Genomic DNA, 14,761 nt, shown 5'->3' with positions numbered 1-14,761 from the left:
CTACGCGATCTTTGCCTGATGCCTACCCCTGCTTCCTCTCAACTTATTAAAGCACTGGCTTGTCTGACTTTAGCTGCATTTTTATTTTCGGTGATGGGGGTCTGTATTCGTTATGCATCACAGAGTGTAGATAACGCTACCATTGTGTTTTTTCGCAACTTTATTGGTGTATTTATTTTTCTACCCCTGCTAATTAATAAGGGGCTAAGCTTCTTTAAAACTGAAAAATTATGGATGCACACTTGGCGCTCTGTGGTCGGTTTAACTGCCATGTATGGCTTTTTCTATGCCATTGCCCATCTTAAACTTTCAGATGCCATGGTATTTACCTATTCATCTCCCATTTTTATTCCGCTGATTGCTTGGTTATTCTTAAGAGAAAAAATCACGCCCAGTATGTTAGTTGCCGCAGGCCTAGGTTTAGTAGGTGTATTATGCGTTGCCAAGCCTGATAGTGGACTATTTAACCTGATGTCAGGCATTGGTTTAGGTGCAAGCCTCTTGGCCGCTATGGCCTTTGTTACCGTGCGTGCCTTAACAGCCACTGAACCACCAGAGCGGATTGTGTTTTATTTTTGCTTGATTGGCACACTTATTTCAATGTTACCTATGTTTTGGTTATGGCGACCTTATACTGGGCTAGAATTAAGTTTACTCATTACAGCTGGCTTACTGGCCAATATTAGCCAACTGTTTTTATCACATGCTTATAAATTAGCACCTGCCGGACAAATTGGCCCTGTAAATTATATTGCGATTATTTTTGCTGGAATCTGGGGCTATGTATTTTGGCAAGAGTTGCCCGATGGTTTAAGTTTAATTGGCTTTAGCTTAATTCTAGTTGCAATTTTACTGTGCAGTCCGCTATTTAAAAAACGCACTAATACAGCTTAGCCAATACCTTTAAACGTTTCCAGTCTTGCCAAGACAATTGATCACACCAAATGGCTAAAGGCGGATGTTGTTGAAAAAATATAATAATATATAGCCCATGATCGATGATTTTTTTAATTTGATCACGCTGCTGCTTGTCGTTTTGCTTGCTTAAGGTCCAATCCTGTTCGGCTAAATAGTCAAGTTGAAGGATGCGATCTTGATTATAAAAATATAAGTAACTTAAGACCAAGAGCAGTATGCCAGCGCCCAATAGCCATAGGCTCAGTGTCATTGCCAATACAGCAATGATCACTGAAGCAAGCACAAACTGAAAACATAACGCTAAATAACTACGTTTCAGTTGAAAGCAGCTGTTAGCCATGAACGTAATGTTTAAGCTTATTAATTAAGGCACGCATTGCTGGACGTGGTGGCTCAGACACCTCCATAAACCAGTCTAATAAATCCGGATCTTCTTGTTCCACCAAGGCAGCAAAGGTGGCTTTTTCTTCAGCATCTGCTTGTAAATAATAGTTTTTCACATAAGGATCGAAATATACATCAATTTCTTTTAACCCACGACGCGCACGATAAATTACCTTACGTTCTTCTAAACTCATTTCTTGCATTGCATTTTCCAACAGTAACGATCTATTTTTAAGTGTAACCGATTTAAAAGCTGATGTTCAGTGCTTAAAAAACAAAGTGCCATCATCAAAGCTTGCTTTACGCAAATGCTTTTGATCTGCAAAATAATTATGCTCAGTTAACCAAGGCGCATGACTACCCTGCTTAGGCAATAAATGCCTTGCCCGCTGAATATAACCAGAATTCAGCCCGTCCATAATGGTCTGCTCAGTCATCTGTATATCGGCGCTGCTCGCAAGCACTTGGCTGTAGGCATTTTTTTGCATAAAGCGCCAAAGACGACATAAATACTGTGCAACTAAATCTACTTTCAAGGTCCATGAGGCATTGATATAACCAATAATAAGGGCAAAGTTGGGCACATCATTAATTAAAGTACTGTGATAAAGCATACGCTGAGCTATATCAATTGGCTGATCATCTACATACAACTGCAAGCCACCTAAAACCTGTAAATTTAAACCGGTAGCACTCACAATGAGATCCGCATCTAAATATTGTCCTGACTTTAAAATTAAACCATGTTGGCTCAATTCAGCAATTTCGTCTGTGATAATCGTGGCTTGCTGAGTGTTTAAGGTTGCAAATAAATCACCATCAGGCACTACACATAGACGTTGCTGCCATGGCATATAGTGCGGCTGAAAGTGCCTTAAATCTCGCCTATTTTGTAATTGGCGATCAACTTGCTTAAGCAGTAACTTTTTTAATAATCTAGGCTGCTTCTGCGCAACATAATATAAACTACGCTGAGTCAAAATATTACGACCGCGAACAATTTGATAGGCTAACTTGTCTGGCAGTTGAGCGCGCAAGCTTTGATATAAACGATCCTCAGCTGCAACACTCACGACATAACTAGGTGAGCGTTGTAGCATAGTGACATGGGCTGCGCCGCCTTTCACCAAGGCAGGCACTAAAGTCACTGCTGTCGCCCCACTCCCAATGACTACGATTTTTTTATTTTTATAATCGAGCTCCTGTGGCCAATGCTGCGGATGAATCAGTTGTCCTTGAAAATTTTCTTGACCCTGAAAATAAGGTTGATAGGGATTTTGATAGTCATAATAGCCCGTACAGCCCACCACAAATTGCGCCCAGATTTCAGAGCAGCGACCTGTCGAATCTTGAAGGCTTAATTTCCAGCATTTTTTATCCGAATAATAATGTGCCTGCATGACACGCGTATTAAATTGCATCTGGGCTTTGAGTTGATACTCCTCAACCACTTCCTGCAAATAATTTTGGATCGATACAGCATCAGCCAGTAAAGTATTTTTATTCCAAGCTTTAAAAGCAAAGCCAAATGTCGCCATGTCTGAATCAGAGCGAATACCCGGGTATTTAAATAAATCCCAAGTACCACCAATGCAATGACGCGCCTCTAAAATTAGAAATTTTTGCTGCGGGTTATTTTTTTTTAGATGAACGGCAAGACCAATACCGGAAATTCCAGCACCAATAATAACGGTGTCTATGACTTGTGGATGCATTGCTCATCCTTAACTGAGCTTAAACAGCATTTTATGATCTAGAAAAATAATTGTTAGAAGAGTTTTAGTTACAAAAAGACAATAAAAAAGACCGGTGAAACACCGGTCTTTTTTAGAACAACTGAACAGTTCTTGCGAAATTATTTAACTTCGCGATCTACTAGTTCAACGTAAGCCATCGGTGCAGCATCACCTGCACGGAAGCCCGCTTTAAGAACACGTAGATAACCGCCGTTACGCTCTTTGTAACGAGGGCCAAGAACGGTAAATAATTTACCAACAGTTGCTGCTGAACGAGTACGAGCAAACGCTAAACGGCGGTTTGCAACAGTATCGTTTTTAGCTAAAGTGATTAAAGGCTCAGCTACACGACGTAACTCTTTTGCTTTAGGCACAGTAGTTTTGATTAACTCGTGCTCGAACAAAGAATTAGCCATGTTTTGGAACATCGCTTTGCGATGACTGCTTGTACGGCCTAATTTCACACCACTATTACGATGACGCATGGTGATAGTCCTACTTAATTAACGGCTACGATAGGCAAAGCGATCGTCCATGCGGAGGCTAGCCGGTGGCCAGTTCTCTAAACGCATGCCGAGCTGTAAGCCTTTCGATGCCAGAACATCTTTGATCTCAGTAAGCGACTTTTTACCAAGGTTAGGAGTTTTGAGTAACTCAACCTCAGTGCGCTGAACAAGATCACCAATGTAGTAAATGTTTTCTGCTTTCAAACAGTTAGCAGAACGAACAGTAAGCTCTAGATCATCTACTGGACGAAGCAAGATTGGATCAACTTCCTCGCGAGGTTCTTGAGCAACTGGTGCTTGATCTTTTTGCAGGTCAACAAAAATCGCGATTTGTTGTTGCAAGATCGTTGCTGCCTTACGAATTGCTTCTTCAGGATCAACAGTACCATTTGTTTCAAGATCAATGATCAGTTTATCAAGGTCAGTACGTTGTTCTACACGAGCGTTTTCCACTGTGTAAGACACACGTTTGATCGGGCTATAAGAAGCATCTAACTGTAAGCGACCTACAGGGCGAGTTTCGCCTTCAGGGAAGCGTGAGTCAGAAGTCTCATAACCACGGCCTTGAGCAACTTTAAGGCGCATTTTAAGATTGCCAGTAGCACTTAATGTGCCGATCAAATGCTCAGGGTTAACCACTTCAACATTATGAGGTAAACGAAGATCAGCGGCAGTTACGTCGCCAGGACCTTGTTTCTCTAATGTTAAATAAGCTTCATTTTGATCGAACAGCTTAATAGACAATCCTTTTAGGTTCAGCAAGAGCTCGACGATGTCCTGCTGCAAGCCTTCCAAAGTACTGTACTCGTGCTCAACACCTTCAATCTCTACTTCAACCACAGCTGCGCCAGGTAAAGAAGAAAGAAGGATGCGACGTAAAGCATTGCCCAGAGTATGACCAAAGCCACGCTCTAAGGGTTCTAGAATAACTTTTGCCGAGGTCCCGCTTGCCGCTTCGACCTTGATCGCTTGCGGAGTTAGAAACTCATTTGCAGTACGCGTCATTATTGCTACCTCAAGGATTATTTAGAATACAATTCTACAATCAAGCTTTCGTTGATTTCAGCAGGTAAATCAGAACGATCAGGTGCAGATTTGAATGTACCTTCAAGTTTTGAATGATCTACTTCGATCCATGAAGCTGTACCACGTTGAGCAGCTAATTCAATTGCGTTTTTGATACGTAATTGTTGTTTAGCGCCTTCGTGAACTGCAATCACGTCACCAGCTTTAACTTGGATAGAAGCGATGTTAACGCGACGACCATTTAAAGTGATTGAACGGTGAGATACTAACTGACGAGCTTCTGCACGTGTAGAACCAAAACCCATACGATAAACAACGTTATCAAGACGGCTTTCAAGTAACTTTAATAAGTTCTCACCAGTTGCGCCTTTAACACGAGCTGCTTCTTTGTAGTAGTTACTAAATTGACGTTCTAAAACACCGTACATACGACGTACTTTTTGTTTTTCACGTAATTGTAGTGAGTACTCAGATTGTTTGCTACCACGAGCGCCGCCATGTTGACCAGGCGCTTTAGCATGTTTTTTAGTCTTAACGTCAAACGGTTTAACGCCAGATTTTAATTGCAGGTCTGTCCCTTCGCGGCGAGAGAGTTTGCATTTTGGACCAATATAACGAGCCATGAATGTTTCTCCTTACACGCGACGTTTTTTAGGTGGACGGCAACCGTTGTGAGGAATTGGTGTCACATCGGTAATGCTGTTAATCTTATAACCCACTGCGCCTAATGCACGAACCGCAGATTCACGACCTGGACCAGGACCTTTTACAAGGACGTCCAAGTTTTTCAAACCGTAGTCTAAAGCTGCTTTACCAGCAACTTCAGCAGCTACCTGAGCAGCGAACGGAGTTGATTTACGTGATCCACGGAAGCCTTGTCCACCTGAAGTGGCCCAAGCCAATGCATTACCTTGACGATCGGTAATCGTTACAATGGTGTTATTAAAAGACGCGTGAATGTGTGCAACACCTTCAGAGACGGTACGAGTGACCTTCTTGCGTGTGCGAGTATCTTTAGCCATCTTTTAGCTTCCAGAAATCTTACTTTTTAATCGGTTTGCGCGGACCTTTACGGGTACGTGCGTTAGTTTTTGTGCGTTGACCGCGGACAGGCAAGCTACGACGATGACGAAGACCACGGTAGCAGCCTAAATCCATTAAACGTTTAATGTTCATGGAAATTTCGCGACGTAAGTCACCTTCGGTAGGAACCTTAGCAACTTCTGCACGAATCGCATCAAGCTGAGCATCGTCCAACTCACGAATCTTAGTAGTTGTTTCGATACCAACAGCAGCTAAGATTTGCTTAGCAGTGTGGCGACCGATACCAAAGATATACGTAAGGGAGATAACAGCATGCTTGTTATCCGGAATGTTTACACCGGCAATACGAGCCATTCACTTTCTCCAAAAAGGCAGTAGAGATAATCAACCGCCCCACAAAAATCTTGAGGGGCGGATAATAACCTAATTAGCCTACTGAAATCAACAGGTCTTGATTAGATTAACCTTGACGCTGCTTATGACGAGGTTCTGCGCTACAAATTACGCGAATAACCCCATTACGACGGATAACTTTACAGCTACCACAAATTTTCTTTACAGAAGCTTGTACTTTCATGATGAAACCTCTAAGTGCGCTTATCCCTTAGGATGAGCAGTCGTTTTTCTCATTAGGGTTTGATTATCATATTGATGCGAGGTGAGATGAGCTTGTAGCTGAGCCATAAAGTCCATCACCACAACAACTACAATCAGTAACGATGTGCCCCCTAAGCTAAATGGAATACCAAATGAGCTTTGTAGCACCATTGGCATCAAACACACCACTGTAATGTAGATCGCGCCAATAAAGGTCAAACGATTGAGAATATGATCTAAGTAACGAGCAGTTTGCTCACCTGGGCGTATACCGGGCACATAAGCTCCACTACGCTTTAAATTCTCGGAAACTTCTTTCGGGCTAAATACTAGCGCAGTATAGAAATAACAGAAGAAGATAATTAACGCACCAAAGAGTACCAAATATAGTGGTTGTCCAGGCGACAAAACGAGTGCCAAATCTTGTAGGCCACGCTTAATTAAACCTGCATCAGGATCGGCACTACCGACCCACTGACCTAAGCTCGCTGGGAACAAAAGCAATGAGCTGGCAAAAATTGCCGGAATCACACCCGCCATATTAATTTTTAATGGCAAATGTGTCTGTTGCGCGGTAAACACACGACGACCTTGTTGTTTTTGAGCATAGTTTACCGGAATACGACGTTGCGCTTTCTCGATAAACACGATTGCTGCCAATACCGCTAATGATAACAGAGCGAAGATCGCTAAGCCAATTAAACTTGACTGTCCGCTGTCAATAGAGGTGAAAGATTGCATTACCAATGTTGGCAAGCCTGCAACAATACCCGCGAAGATAATCATGGAAATACCATTACCTACCCCGCGTTCAGTGATCTGCTCACCCAACCACATCAAGAACATTGTACCCGCAACCAATGAAGTGACGGCTGGAATGTAAAAAGCAAGTCCTGACGTTAAGGTAATCCCTTGACTAATCAGACCTGCACACATACCAATCGACTGCACTAAGGCTAAGAACAGCGTTCCTTGTCGTGTATATTGGTTAATCTTACGCTTACCCTGCTCGCCTTCTTTTTTCAAAGCTTCGAGCGATGGAACCACCGTTGACATTAACTGCACAATAATAGAGGCAGAAATGTAAGGCATAATCCCAAGAGCAAGAATAGACATTCGCTCTAATGCACCACCTGAGAACATATTAAACAAACCCAGGATTGTGCCTGAGTTTGCATTAAATAAATTCTCAAGGGCAGCATTATCGATACCCGGTACTGGAATATGCGCTCCTAGTCGAAAGACCAGCAGCGCACCAATGAGAAACATCATTCGGCGAATAATTTCACGATATTTCACGTGAAATGGCTGACCTTTCATCATGTTAACATGACCTGTAGAACTAGGAGTCATAGACACTGGAGATTACTCCTCGACTTTACCGCCAGCAGCTTCAACAGCAGCTTTAGCGCCTTTAGTCAACACAACACCTTGAATAGTGAATGCGCGAGTAATTTCACCAGAAAGTACGATACGAGCACGTAACATATCTTTACGTACAACGTTTGCAGCTTTTAAAGTTTCAAGAGAAACGATATCGCCTTCAACTTTGTTAAGCTCAGATAAACGTACTTCAGCAGTTTTCAATGCCTGTTGGCTAGTGAAGCCGAATTTAGGCAAACGACGATAAAGTGCTGTTTGACCGCCTTCGAAACCAGGACGAGTACCACCGCTCTTACGTGAGTTTTGACCTTTGACACCACGGCCACCAGTCTTACCAACGCCAGAACCGATACCACGGCCTAAACGAAGGTTGTCACGTTTAGCACCTTCTGCAGGTGCAATTGTATTTAAACGCAGAGTCATGGCTTATTCCTCTACACTAACCATATAGTATACTTGGTTGATCATACCACGGTTAGAAGGCGTATCTTGCACTTCTACAGTATGACCAATACGACGCAGACCTAAACCTTGAAGGCTAAGCTTGTGATTTTTCAAGCGGTGCGATGCAGATTTAGTCTGGGTAACTTTAATCGTTTTCATGATTGATTACCCTTGAATTTGTTCTACTGATAAACCACGTTTCGCAGCAACTTTCTCAGGAGAAGTCATATCACGCAAACCATTGAAAGTCGCGTTTACTACGTTAGCAGCGTTAGTAGAACCATAACATTTAGTCAGTACGTTACGTACACCCACAGCTTCTAGAACTGCACGCATAGCACCACCAGCAATTACACCAGTACCTTCAGAAGCAGGTTGCATGTAAATGCGGCTTGCGCCGTGACGAGCGTTGATCGGGTGTTGAACAGTACCGTCAACAAGGTCAACAGTAATCATGTTACGACGAGCAGCTTCAAGTGCTTTAGAAATAGCAGCTGGAACTTCACGTGCTTTACCACGACCAAAACCTACGCGACCATTACCATCACCCACAACAGTTAATGCTGTGAAAGAGAAGATACGACCACCCTTAACAACTTTGGCAACACGATCAACGGCTACCAGCTTTTCAACAAGACCTTCGTTTTGTTCAACTTTAGCCATGATTAGAACTCCAAGCCGTTTTCACGAGCAGCATCAGCCAAGGCTTTGATACGACCATGATATTTGAAACCAGAACGGTCAAATGCAACTTTAGTTACACCAGCAGCTTTCGCACGCTCTGCAATTAAAGCACCAACTTTTTGAGCCGCTTCAACGTTACCAGTTGTACCAGCACGTAGAGTAGCGTCTAAAGTAGAAGCTTGCGCTAATACTTTGCCACCATCTGCTGAGATAACTTGAGCATAGATGTGACGCGGAGTGCGGTTTACACACAAACGAGTCGCACCCAACGCACGGATGTGCAAGCGTGTGCTTTTCGCACGACGCAAACGGGATTGTTTCTTTTCGTTCATAAGAACCTCGCGCCTTATTTCTTCTTAGCTTCTTTACGAAGTACAACTTCGTCAGAATAACGAACACCTTTACCTTTATACGGCTCTGGTGGACGGTAACCACGGATATCTGCAGCAACTTGACCTAGAGCAGCTTTGTCAGCTGATTTAAGTACGATTTCAGTTGCTGTAGGAGTTTCAGCAGTTACACCTTCAGGAAGGTTGTAATCGATCGGGTGAGAGAAACCAAGGTTAAGGTTAACAACGTTACCTTTAACCGCAGCTTTATAACCAACACCGATAAGCTGTAACTTACGTTCGAAACCTTCGCTAACACCTTTTACAAGGTTGTTAAGCACAGCGCGAGCAGTACCAGCTTGCATCCAAGCGTCTTTCGACTCAGCTTTTGGAGCAATAACTAGAGTACCGTCTTCCTGTTTAAGCTCGACCAGCGCATGCAGGTTGAAAGACAATGTACCTTTAGTGCCTTTCACTTCGACCTGCCGGCCGTTCTGAGTAACTGTAACACCGTTAGGTACAGTTACTGGGGCTTTAGCCACACGAGACATGAGGAATCACCTATTAAGAAACAAAAGCAATAACTTCACCACCGATGCCCGCAGCACGTGCAGCGCGATCAGTCATGATGCCTTTGCTTGTAGAAACAATTGCAATACCTAAACCTTGCTTAACGCTTGGAAGTGCATCTTTACCGCGATATTGACGTAGACCAGGACGGCTTACGCGTTTCACAGTTTCGATAACTGGTTTGCCTTCGAAATATTTTAAAGTCAAAGTAAGCGTTGCTTTACCTTCGGCATCAGCAACCGCTACTTCAGCGATATAACCTTCTTGTTTAAGAACGTTAGCGATCGCAACTTTTAACTTAGAGTTTGGCATAGAAACAGTTTGTTTCTTCGCCATTTGCGCGTTACGAACACGTGTTAACATGTCGGCAACGGTATCTTGCATACTCATTTATAGTGCTCCTTACCAGCTTGCCTTAACAACGCCAGGTACATCACCTTGCATTACTGTATCACGTAGTTTGTTACGGCTTAGACCGAACTTACGGAAGTAACCGTGAGGACGACCAGTCAAACCACAACGGTTACGTAGACGTACTGGAGATGCATTACGTGGTAATGCTTGTAATTTCATCATCGCTTCGAAACGTTCTTCGTCTGATGCATTTACGTTTGCAATCGTTGCTTTTAATTCAGCACGTTTTGCAGCAAATTTTGCAACAGTAGCTTCGCGTTTCAATTCGCGATTAATCATACCTTTCTTAGCCATATCGACCTCTTATTTGAACGGGAAGCCGAATGCACGCATAAGCGCACGGCCTTCGTCATCGGTGCGAGCAGTCGTAGTAATGGTAATGTCCATACCACGAATACGATCAATCTTATCAAAATCGATTTCAGGGAACATGATTTGTTCCTTAAGACCCATTGAGTAGTTACCACGACCGTCGAATGATTTCGCAGAGAAACCACGGAAGTCACGGATACGAGGGATCGCGATAGAGATCAAACGGTCTAAGAATTCGTACATACGTTCGCCGCGTAAAGTAACTTTACAACCAATCGGCCAACCATCACGGATTTTGAAACCAGCGATTGATTTACGCGCTAATGTAAGCACTGGTTTTTGACCAGCAATTGCTTGCATATCAGCTAAAGCACCATCAAGGAGTTTTTTGTCAGCAGAAGCTGCACCAACACCCATGTTGATAGTAATTTTTGTAATGCGTGGAATTTCCATCACATTCTTAACGCCCAATACTTCTTGTAACTGAGCTTTAAGTTCGTCGTTGTAACGTGTTTTAAGTCTGGCCATAGCCTAATTCAACCTATTACTTCGCTACCGCCACTGATTCACCAGTAGATTTGAATACGCGAGTTTTCACGCCTTCTACTACTTGGTAACCAACACGGTCAGCCTTTTGGGTTGCAGCATTAAAAATTGCCACGTTTGAGATATGAAGCGTAGCTTCTTGTGTAACGATAGCGCCTTCAGCACCCGTTGCACGGTTCGGCTTTTGATGCTTCTTAACCAAGTTCAAGCCTTCAACAAGAACGCGGTCATTAGAAACTGACAATACAGTACCCTGTTTGCCTTTTTCTTTACCTGCGATCACAATTACTTGATCGCCCTTTTTAATCTTAGCCATGAGTGCCTCTTATAGAACTTCAGGAGCCAATGAAATAATTTTCATGAACTGTTCAGTACGAAGTTCACGAGTCACTGGTCCGAAAATACGAGTCGCAATCGGCGCTTTGTTGTTGTTCAAAATAACAGCAGCGTTATCGTCGAAACGAATCACTGAACCGTCTGCACGACGGATGCCGAATTTTGTACGTACAACTACAGCATTCATCACGTCGCCTTTTTTAACACGAGCGCGTGGAATTGCTTCTTTTACAGTAACTTTAATGATGTCGCCAACAGAAGCATAACGACGATGTGAACCACCAAGTACTTTGATACATTGTACGCGGCGAGCACCACTGTTGTCTGCTACGTCGAGCATACTTTCGGTTTGAATCATTGCCCTACTCCAAAACCGAGCAACATCGGTCAGAATTTCGAAAGGCTCAAAGAGTACTCGAAATTGACCGATGATGCAAGAACGTTAATTACTCAGCTGCTGCTTCAATAACTTCAACTAAAGTCCAAGACTTAGTTTTAGACATTGGGCGGCATTCTTTGATTGTTACAACATCACCAGCTTTAGCTGTGTTGTTTTCATCATGAGCGTGTAATTTTGTTGAACGGCGGATTGATTTGCCATACAACGGGTGTTGAACGCGGCGTTCGATAAGAACAACGATAGACTTGTCCATCTTGTCGCTTACTACTTTGCCTGTTAACGTGCGAACTGTTTGCTCACTCATTGTCCGTTCCCCTGTTTTTCGGTAAGGAGGGTCTTAATACGAGCAATAGTTTTACGAGTTAACGCAACTTCATGCGATTTACCCAATTGACCAGTTGCTTTCGCCATACGAAGACGGAATTGGTTAAGCTGTTGCTCATCAAGCAAAGCTTTCAACTCTTCTACCGACTTTTCACGTAGATCTTTAGTTTTCATTACATCACCGTCTTAGTAACGATAGTCGTTTTGAACGGAAGTTTAGCAGCAGCAAGAATAAATGCTTCACGCGCTAATTCTTCGTTTACGCCATCAATTTCGTACAAGACTTTACCTGGTTTGATTTCACAAACCCAGTATTCCACAGAACCTTTACCTTTACCCATACGAACTTCTAATGGTTTATTAGTGATCGGTTTGTCTGGGAAAACACGGATAAAGATCTTACCACCACGTTTAATACGACGGCTGATTGTACGACGAGCTGCTTCGATTTGACGTGCAGTCATACGACCACGTTCAAGCGATTTAAGCGCGATAGTACCGAAAGATACTGAGCTACCGCGATGCGCAAGACCAGTGTTACGGCCTTTTTGCACCTTACGGAATTTCATACGTTTAGGTTGCAACATGGATTATTCTCCTTTTTCAGCAGAACGATCATTGCGACGACCACGACGCTCTTGACCTTCACCACGACCGCGACCGCGTTTAGCTGGACGTTCTTCAGCAGGAGCTGGGTTCATGACTTGTTTCATGCCACCAAGGATCTCACCGCGGAATACCCAAACTTTAACACCAATCGTACCGTAAGTAGTCTCAGCACGTACTGAAGAGTAGTCGATGTCCGCACGAAGTGTATGTAGAGGTACACGACCTTCACGATACCATTCTGTACGAGCGATCTCAGCACCACCTAAACGGCCTGAAACTTCAACTTTAATACCTTTAGCACCAGCACGCATAGAGTTTTGAACCGCACGCTTCATAGCACGACGGAACATTACACGTTTTTCTAATTGAGAAGCGATACCTTCAGCAACTAGACGCGCGTCTAAGTCTGGACGATCGATTTCGTTGATGCTTACTTGCGCAGGAACACCCATAATAGATGTTAATTCGCGTTGTAATTTCTCAATGTCTTCGCCTTTTTTACCGATAACGATACCAGGACGAGCAGTGCTAATAGTAATTTTAGCAGCGCCAGTAGGACGTTCGATAAGAATGTTGCTTACCATTGCGTTCTTAAGTTTTTTGTTTAAAAACTCACGAACTTGCAAATCTTTAAGCAAGTATTCAGCGTATTGTTTCGGACTCGCATACCAGTTAGCGTTATGACGTTTCACAACACCTAGGCGGATACCGATTGGATGAACCTTCTGACCCATATCAAACCCCTACCTTAACGGTGATGTGACAAGTACGCTTAGTAATACGATCTGCACGGCCTTTAGCACGTGGCATAATACGTTTTAGGCTCATGCCTTCATCAACGTAGATCGTAGAAACTTTAAGATCGTCTACATCTAAACTGTTATTATGTTCAGCGTTTGCAATCGCAGATTCCAATGCTTTTTTAACTAAAACAGCAGCTTTTTTGTTGCTGAAGTTTAAAATGTTTAAAGCATGCGCAACAGATTTGCCGCGGATCAAGTCTGCAACCAAACGTGCTTTTTGTGCCGAGATAGCGGCACCGCGTAATTTAGCAGTAACTTCCATCATAGCACCTTAGCGTTTAGATTTCTTGTCAACACCGTGACCACGATAGGTACGAGTTGGCGCGAATTCACCGAGTTTATGACCAACCATATGTTCAGATACGATTACTGGAACATGGTTACGGCCATTATGAACAGAAATTGTTAAACCAACAAAATCCGGGAGGATCATCGAACGACGCGACCAAGTTTTGATCGGCTTACGGTTATTAGCCGCGATAGCCGCTTCAACCTTAGCGAACAAGTGCGCATCGACGAATGGGCCTTTTTTCAGAGAACGAGGCATTGTCAGATTCCTTTACTTGTTACTTAACGCGACGGTCGCGAATAATCATCTTAGTCGTACGCTTGTTGGTACGTGTCTTGTACCCTTTAGCTTTTTGACCCCATGGGCTTACAGGTTGAATACCTTTGTTACGCCCTTCACCACCACCGTGTGGATGGTCAACTGGGTTCATCGCCATACCACGAACGGTAGGACGAACACCACGCCAGCGTGATGCACCAGCTTTACCTAGTGAACGAAGGTTGCTTTCTGAGTTAGATACTTCACCTAACACAGCACGGCATTCAACGTGAATTTTACGCATCTCGCCTGAACGAAGACGAACGATAGCGTAAGAACCGTCACGACCCAACAATTGAACTGAAGTACCAGCAGAACGAGCTAATTGCGCGCCTTTACCGATTTTAAGTTCGATGTTGTGAAGAGTAGAACCGATAGGCATGTTGCGAAGCGGTAAGCAGTTACCTGGACGAATTGGAGCATCGTTACCAGATTGTACTTTATCGCCAGCGCGAAGGCCTTTAGGCGCGATGATGTAACGACGTTCACCATCAGCATACAATACAAGTGCAATGTGTGCAGTACGGTTAGGATCGTATTCAATACGCTCTACAGTTGCAGGAATACCATCTTTGTTACGTTTGAAGTCAACTAGACGGTAGTGCTGCTTATGACCGCCACCAACGTGACGAGTCGTGATGTGACCGTTGTTATTACGGCCGCCAGTACGCTTTTTAGCTTCTACTAATGGAGCGTATGGTGCGCCTTTGTGAAGATGGTCGTGAACGACTTTCTCTACAAAGCGACGTCCTGGAGACGTTGGCTTACATTTTTGAATAGGCATAGTTT

The 14,761-nt window shown here is 43.5% G+C and carries 27 protein-coding genes and 1 pseudogene; 1 reads left to right on the top strand and 27 read right to left on the bottom strand.

All coding sequences use genetic code 11. From position 1 onward, the window contains the following. The first annotated feature begins 18 nt into the window (after window positions 1-18). The gene (locus AC5YCI_RS03075; RefSeq protein ID WP_496175180.1) at window positions 19-894 is read left to right on the top strand and encodes a DMT family transporter; all 876 of its coding nucleotides are present in this window, start codon (window positions 19-21) and stop codon (window positions 892-894) included. Here the strand turns inward: AC5YCI_RS03075 and AC5YCI_RS03070 are convergent. The 27 genes and pseudogenes from AC5YCI_RS03070 to rplB form a co-directional block, all read right to left on the bottom strand. Then, on the bottom strand, window positions 881-1,258 hold the full coding sequence (locus AC5YCI_RS03070; RefSeq protein WP_496128833.1) for a hypothetical protein: 378 nt from the start codon (window positions 1,256-1,258) through the stop codon (window positions 881-883). The genes AC5YCI_RS03075 and AC5YCI_RS03070 overlap by 14 nt on opposite strands. Further along, the gene (locus AC5YCI_RS03065) at window positions 1,251-1,505 is read right to left on the bottom strand and encodes an FAD assembly factor SdhE (protein WP_496128832.1); all 255 of its coding nucleotides are present in this window, start codon (window positions 1,503-1,505) and stop codon (window positions 1,251-1,253) included. The genes AC5YCI_RS03070 and AC5YCI_RS03065 overlap by 8 nt, the downstream gene beginning before the upstream one ends. Window positions 1,506-1,562: 57 nt before the next feature. After that, window positions 1,563-3,017 (bottom strand): flavin-containing monooxygenase, encoded by a 1,455-nt coding sequence (locus tag AC5YCI_RS03060; protein ID WP_496175179.1) that lies wholly within the window; start codon window positions 3,015-3,017, stop codon window positions 1,563-1,565. A 140-nt stretch (window positions 3,018-3,157) separates the two neighbouring features. Beyond that, a complete protein-coding gene (gene rplQ, locus AC5YCI_RS03055; protein ID WP_004691290.1) occupies window positions 3,158-3,523 on the bottom strand; it encodes a 50S ribosomal protein L17 in 366 nt (121 codons plus the stop codon). 18 nt (window positions 3,524-3,541) lie between these two features. After that, on the bottom strand, window positions 3,542-4,549 hold the full coding sequence (locus AC5YCI_RS03050; protein WP_034587449.1) for a DNA-directed RNA polymerase subunit alpha: 1,008 nt from the start codon (window positions 4,547-4,549) through the stop codon (window positions 3,542-3,544). Between the two features lie 17 nt (window positions 4,550-4,566). Beyond that, window positions 4,567-5,193 (bottom strand): 30S ribosomal protein S4, encoded by a 627-nt coding sequence (rpsD, locus tag AC5YCI_RS03045; RefSeq protein WP_496128831.1) that lies wholly within the window; start codon window positions 5,191-5,193, stop codon window positions 4,567-4,569. Between the two features lie 12 nt (window positions 5,194-5,205). Next, window positions 5,206-5,592, bottom strand: coding sequence for a 30S ribosomal protein S11 (gene rpsK / locus AC5YCI_RS03040; protein WP_001040166.1), 387 nt, complete (start codon window positions 5,590-5,592; stop codon window positions 5,206-5,208). Window positions 5,593-5,611: 19 nt separating this feature from the next. Next, a complete protein-coding gene (rpsM, locus tag AC5YCI_RS03035) occupies window positions 5,612-5,968 on the bottom strand; it encodes a 30S ribosomal protein S13 (protein ID WP_122899928.1) in 357 nt (118 codons plus the stop codon). 106 nt (window positions 5,969-6,074) lie between these two features. Next, window positions 6,075-6,191 (bottom strand): 50S ribosomal protein L36, encoded by a 117-nt coding sequence (gene rpmJ, locus AC5YCI_RS03030; RefSeq protein ID WP_000867907.1) that lies wholly within the window; start codon window positions 6,189-6,191, stop codon window positions 6,075-6,077. A 20-nt stretch (window positions 6,192-6,211) separates the two neighbouring features. Then, on the bottom strand, window positions 6,212-7,531 hold the full coding sequence (gene secY / locus AC5YCI_RS03025; protein ID WP_171407306.1) for a preprotein translocase subunit SecY: 1,320 nt from the start codon (window positions 7,529-7,531) through the stop codon (window positions 6,212-6,214). A 45-nt stretch (window positions 7,532-7,576) separates the two neighbouring features. Then, window positions 7,577-8,017 (bottom strand): 50S ribosomal protein L15, encoded by a 441-nt coding sequence (rplO, locus tag AC5YCI_RS03020; protein ID WP_496128830.1) that lies wholly within the window; start codon window positions 8,015-8,017, stop codon window positions 7,577-7,579. Window positions 8,018-8,020: 3 nt separating this feature from the next. Continuing rightward, the gene (gene rpmD, locus AC5YCI_RS03015; protein ID WP_005094139.1) at window positions 8,021-8,197 is read right to left on the bottom strand and encodes a 50S ribosomal protein L30; all 177 of its coding nucleotides are present in this window, start codon (window positions 8,195-8,197) and stop codon (window positions 8,021-8,023) included. Window positions 8,198-8,203: 6 nt separating this feature from the next. Further along, window positions 8,204-8,701: a 30S ribosomal protein S5 gene (gene rpsE, locus AC5YCI_RS03010; RefSeq protein WP_496128829.1), complete on the bottom strand. Its 498-nt coding sequence runs from the start codon at window positions 8,699-8,701 to the stop codon at window positions 8,204-8,206. A 2-nt stretch (window positions 8,702-8,703) separates the two neighbouring features. After that, entirely contained in the window at window positions 8,704-9,054 is a 351-nt protein-coding gene (gene rplR / locus AC5YCI_RS03005) for a 50S ribosomal protein L18 (protein ID WP_004281497.1), read from the bottom strand. A 14-nt stretch (window positions 9,055-9,068) separates the two neighbouring features. Further along, window positions 9,069-9,602, bottom strand: coding sequence for a 50S ribosomal protein L6 (gene rplF, locus AC5YCI_RS03000; protein ID WP_122899920.1), 534 nt, complete (start codon window positions 9,600-9,602; stop codon window positions 9,069-9,071). 13 nt (window positions 9,603-9,615) lie between these two features. Further along, complete coding sequence (gene rpsH / locus AC5YCI_RS02995) at window positions 9,616-10,011, bottom strand: 30S ribosomal protein S8 (protein ID WP_122899918.1); 396 nt, start codon at window positions 10,009-10,011, stop codon at window positions 9,616-9,618. A 12-nt stretch (window positions 10,012-10,023) separates the two neighbouring features. Continuing rightward, window positions 10,024-10,329 (bottom strand): 30S ribosomal protein S14, encoded by a 306-nt coding sequence (rpsN, locus tag AC5YCI_RS02990; RefSeq protein ID WP_106984040.1) that lies wholly within the window; start codon window positions 10,327-10,329, stop codon window positions 10,024-10,026. Between the two features lie 9 nt (window positions 10,330-10,338). Continuing rightward, window positions 10,339-10,875, bottom strand: a complete 537-nt coding sequence (gene rplE, locus AC5YCI_RS02985) for a 50S ribosomal protein L5 (protein ID WP_496128828.1) — start codon at window positions 10,873-10,875, stop codon at window positions 10,339-10,341. A 16-nt stretch (window positions 10,876-10,891) separates the two neighbouring features. Continuing rightward, window positions 10,892-11,209, bottom strand: coding sequence for a 50S ribosomal protein L24 (rplX, locus tag AC5YCI_RS02980; RefSeq protein ID WP_122899912.1), 318 nt, complete (start codon window positions 11,207-11,209; stop codon window positions 10,892-10,894). A 9-nt stretch (window positions 11,210-11,218) separates the two neighbouring features. Then, complete coding sequence (rplN, locus tag AC5YCI_RS02975; RefSeq protein ID WP_005012978.1) at window positions 11,219-11,587, bottom strand: 50S ribosomal protein L14; 369 nt, start codon at window positions 11,585-11,587, stop codon at window positions 11,219-11,221. A gap of 88 nt (window positions 11,588-11,675) precedes the next feature. Continuing rightward, on the bottom strand, window positions 11,676-11,933 hold the full coding sequence (gene rpsQ / locus AC5YCI_RS02970) for a 30S ribosomal protein S17 (protein ID WP_122899910.1): 258 nt from the start codon (window positions 11,931-11,933) through the stop codon (window positions 11,676-11,678). Further along, window positions 11,930-12,127, bottom strand: a complete 198-nt coding sequence (rpmC, locus tag AC5YCI_RS02965; RefSeq protein WP_180047003.1) for a 50S ribosomal protein L29 — start codon at window positions 12,125-12,127, stop codon at window positions 11,930-11,932. Before rpmC ends, rpsQ begins: the two co-directional genes overlap by 4 nt. Continuing rightward, entirely contained in the window at window positions 12,127-12,540 is a 414-nt protein-coding gene (rplP, locus tag AC5YCI_RS02960; protein ID WP_496128827.1) for a 50S ribosomal protein L16, read from the bottom strand. Before rplP ends, rpmC begins: the two co-directional genes overlap by 1 nt. Beyond that, window positions 12,519-13,296: pseudogene (rpsC, locus tag AC5YCI_RS02955) on the bottom strand (30S ribosomal protein S3). Before rpsC ends, rplP begins: the two are co-directional and overlap by 22 nt. A gap of 1 nt (window position 13,297) precedes the next feature. Beyond that, window positions 13,298-13,627 (bottom strand): 50S ribosomal protein L22, encoded by a 330-nt coding sequence (gene rplV / locus AC5YCI_RS02950; protein WP_001982638.1) that lies wholly within the window; start codon window positions 13,625-13,627, stop codon window positions 13,298-13,300. Between the two features lie 9 nt (window positions 13,628-13,636). Beyond that, on the bottom strand, window positions 13,637-13,912 hold the full coding sequence (gene rpsS / locus AC5YCI_RS02945) for a 30S ribosomal protein S19 (protein WP_004281508.1): 276 nt from the start codon (window positions 13,910-13,912) through the stop codon (window positions 13,637-13,639). A 19-nt stretch (window positions 13,913-13,931) separates the two neighbouring features. After that, entirely contained in the window at window positions 13,932-14,756 is an 825-nt protein-coding gene (gene rplB / locus AC5YCI_RS02940; protein WP_122899905.1) for a 50S ribosomal protein L2, read from the bottom strand. Window positions 14,757-14,761: the final 5 nt, after the last annotated feature.

This window comes from Acinetobacter sp. CY17 (assembly GCF_059515825.1).
The sequence above is the reverse complement of the archived record's forward strand: the minus strand, read 5'-3'. Positions and strand labels throughout refer to the sequence as shown.

Excerpts from the sequence above, each read along its gene's own strand:
- rplO (WP_496128830.1), bottom strand. The coding sequence starts at position 8,017 with ATGACTCTGCGTTTAAATACAATTGCACCTGCAGAAGGTGCTAAACGT.
- rplF (WP_122899920.1), bottom strand. The coding sequence starts at position 9,602 with ATGTCTCGTGTGGCTAAAGCCCCAGTAACTGTACCTAACGGTGTTACA.
- rpsM (WP_122899928.1), bottom strand. The coding sequence starts at position 5,968 with ATGGCTCGTATTGCCGGTGTAAACATTCCGGATAACAAGCATGCTGTT.
- rpsK (WP_001040166.1), bottom strand. The coding sequence starts at position 5,592 with ATGGCTAAAGATACTCGCACACGCAAGAAGGTCACTCGTACCGTCTCT.
- rpmJ (WP_000867907.1), bottom strand. The coding sequence starts at position 6,191 with ATGAAAGTACAAGCTTCTGTAAAGAAAATTTGTGGTAGCTGTAAAGTT.
- rplE (WP_496128828.1), bottom strand. The coding sequence starts at position 10,875 with ATGGCCAGACTTAAAACACGTTACAACGACGAACTTAAAGCTCAGTTA.
- rplQ (WP_004691290.1), bottom strand. The coding sequence starts at position 3,523 with ATGCGTCATCGTAATAGTGGTGTGAAATTAGGCCGTACAAGCAGTCAT.
- rpsS (WP_004281508.1), bottom strand. The coding sequence starts at position 13,912 with ATGCCTCGTTCTCTGAAAAAAGGCCCATTCGTCGATGCGCACTTGTTC.
- rpsH (WP_122899918.1), bottom strand. The coding sequence starts at position 10,011 with ATGAGTATGCAAGATACCGTTGCCGACATGTTAACACGTGTTCGTAAC.
- rplN (WP_005012978.1), bottom strand. The coding sequence starts at position 11,587 with ATGATTCAAACCGAAAGTATGCTCGACGTAGCAGACAACAGTGGTGCT.
- AC5YCI_RS03060 (WP_496175179.1), bottom strand. The coding sequence starts at position 3,017 with ATGCATCCACAAGTCATAGACACCGTTATTATTGGTGCTGGAATTTCC.
- AC5YCI_RS03065 (WP_496128832.1), bottom strand. The coding sequence starts at position 1,505 with ATGCAAGAAATGAGTTTAGAAGAACGTAAGGTAATTTATCGTGCGCGT.
- rplB (WP_122899905.1), bottom strand. The coding sequence starts at position 14,756 with ATGCCTATTCAAAAATGTAAGCCAACGTCTCCAGGACGTCGCTTTGTA.
- rpsD (WP_496128831.1), bottom strand. The coding sequence starts at position 5,193 with ATGGCTCGTTATATTGGTCCAAAATGCAAACTCTCTCGCCGCGAAGGG.
- rpsE (WP_496128829.1), bottom strand. The coding sequence starts at position 8,701 with ATGGCTAAAGTTGAACAAAACGAAGGTCTTGTTGAAAAGCTGGTAGCC.
- rplP (WP_496128827.1), bottom strand. The coding sequence starts at position 12,540 with ATGTTGCAACCTAAACGTATGAAATTCCGTAAGGTGCAAAAAGGCCGT.
- rplR (WP_004281497.1), bottom strand. The coding sequence starts at position 9,054 with ATGAACGAAAAGAAACAATCCCGTTTGCGTCGTGCGAAAAGCACACGC.
- rplV (WP_001982638.1), bottom strand. The coding sequence starts at position 13,627 with ATGGAAGTTACTGCTAAATTACGCGGTGCCGCTATCTCGGCACAAAAA.
- rpsN (WP_106984040.1), bottom strand. The coding sequence starts at position 10,329 with ATGGCTAAGAAAGGTATGATTAATCGCGAATTGAAACGCGAAGCTACT.
- rpmC (WP_180047003.1), bottom strand. The coding sequence starts at position 12,127 with ATGAAAACTAAAGATCTACGTGAAAAGTCGGTAGAAGAGTTGAAAGCT.
- AC5YCI_RS03075 (WP_496175180.1), top strand. The coding sequence starts at position 19 with ATGCCTACCCCTGCTTCCTCTCAACTTATTAAAGCACTGGCTTGTCTG.
- rpmD (WP_005094139.1), bottom strand. The coding sequence starts at position 8,197 with ATGAAAACGATTAAAGTTACCCAGACTAAATCTGCATCGCACCGCTTG.
- rpsQ (WP_122899910.1), bottom strand. The coding sequence starts at position 11,933 with ATGAGTGAGCAAACAGTTCGCACGTTAACAGGCAAAGTAGTAAGCGAC.
- secY (WP_171407306.1), bottom strand. The coding sequence starts at position 7,531 with ATGAAAGGTCAGCCATTTCACGTGAAATATCGTGAAATTATTCGCCGA.
- AC5YCI_RS03050 (WP_034587449.1), bottom strand. The coding sequence starts at position 4,549 with ATGACGCGTACTGCAAATGAGTTTCTAACTCCGCAAGCGATCAAGGTC.
- rplX (WP_122899912.1), bottom strand. The coding sequence starts at position 11,209 with ATGGCTAAGATTAAAAAGGGCGATCAAGTAATTGTGATCGCAGGTAAA.
- AC5YCI_RS03070 (WP_496128833.1), bottom strand. The coding sequence starts at position 1,258 with ATGGCTAACAGCTGCTTTCAACTGAAACGTAGTTATTTAGCGTTATGT.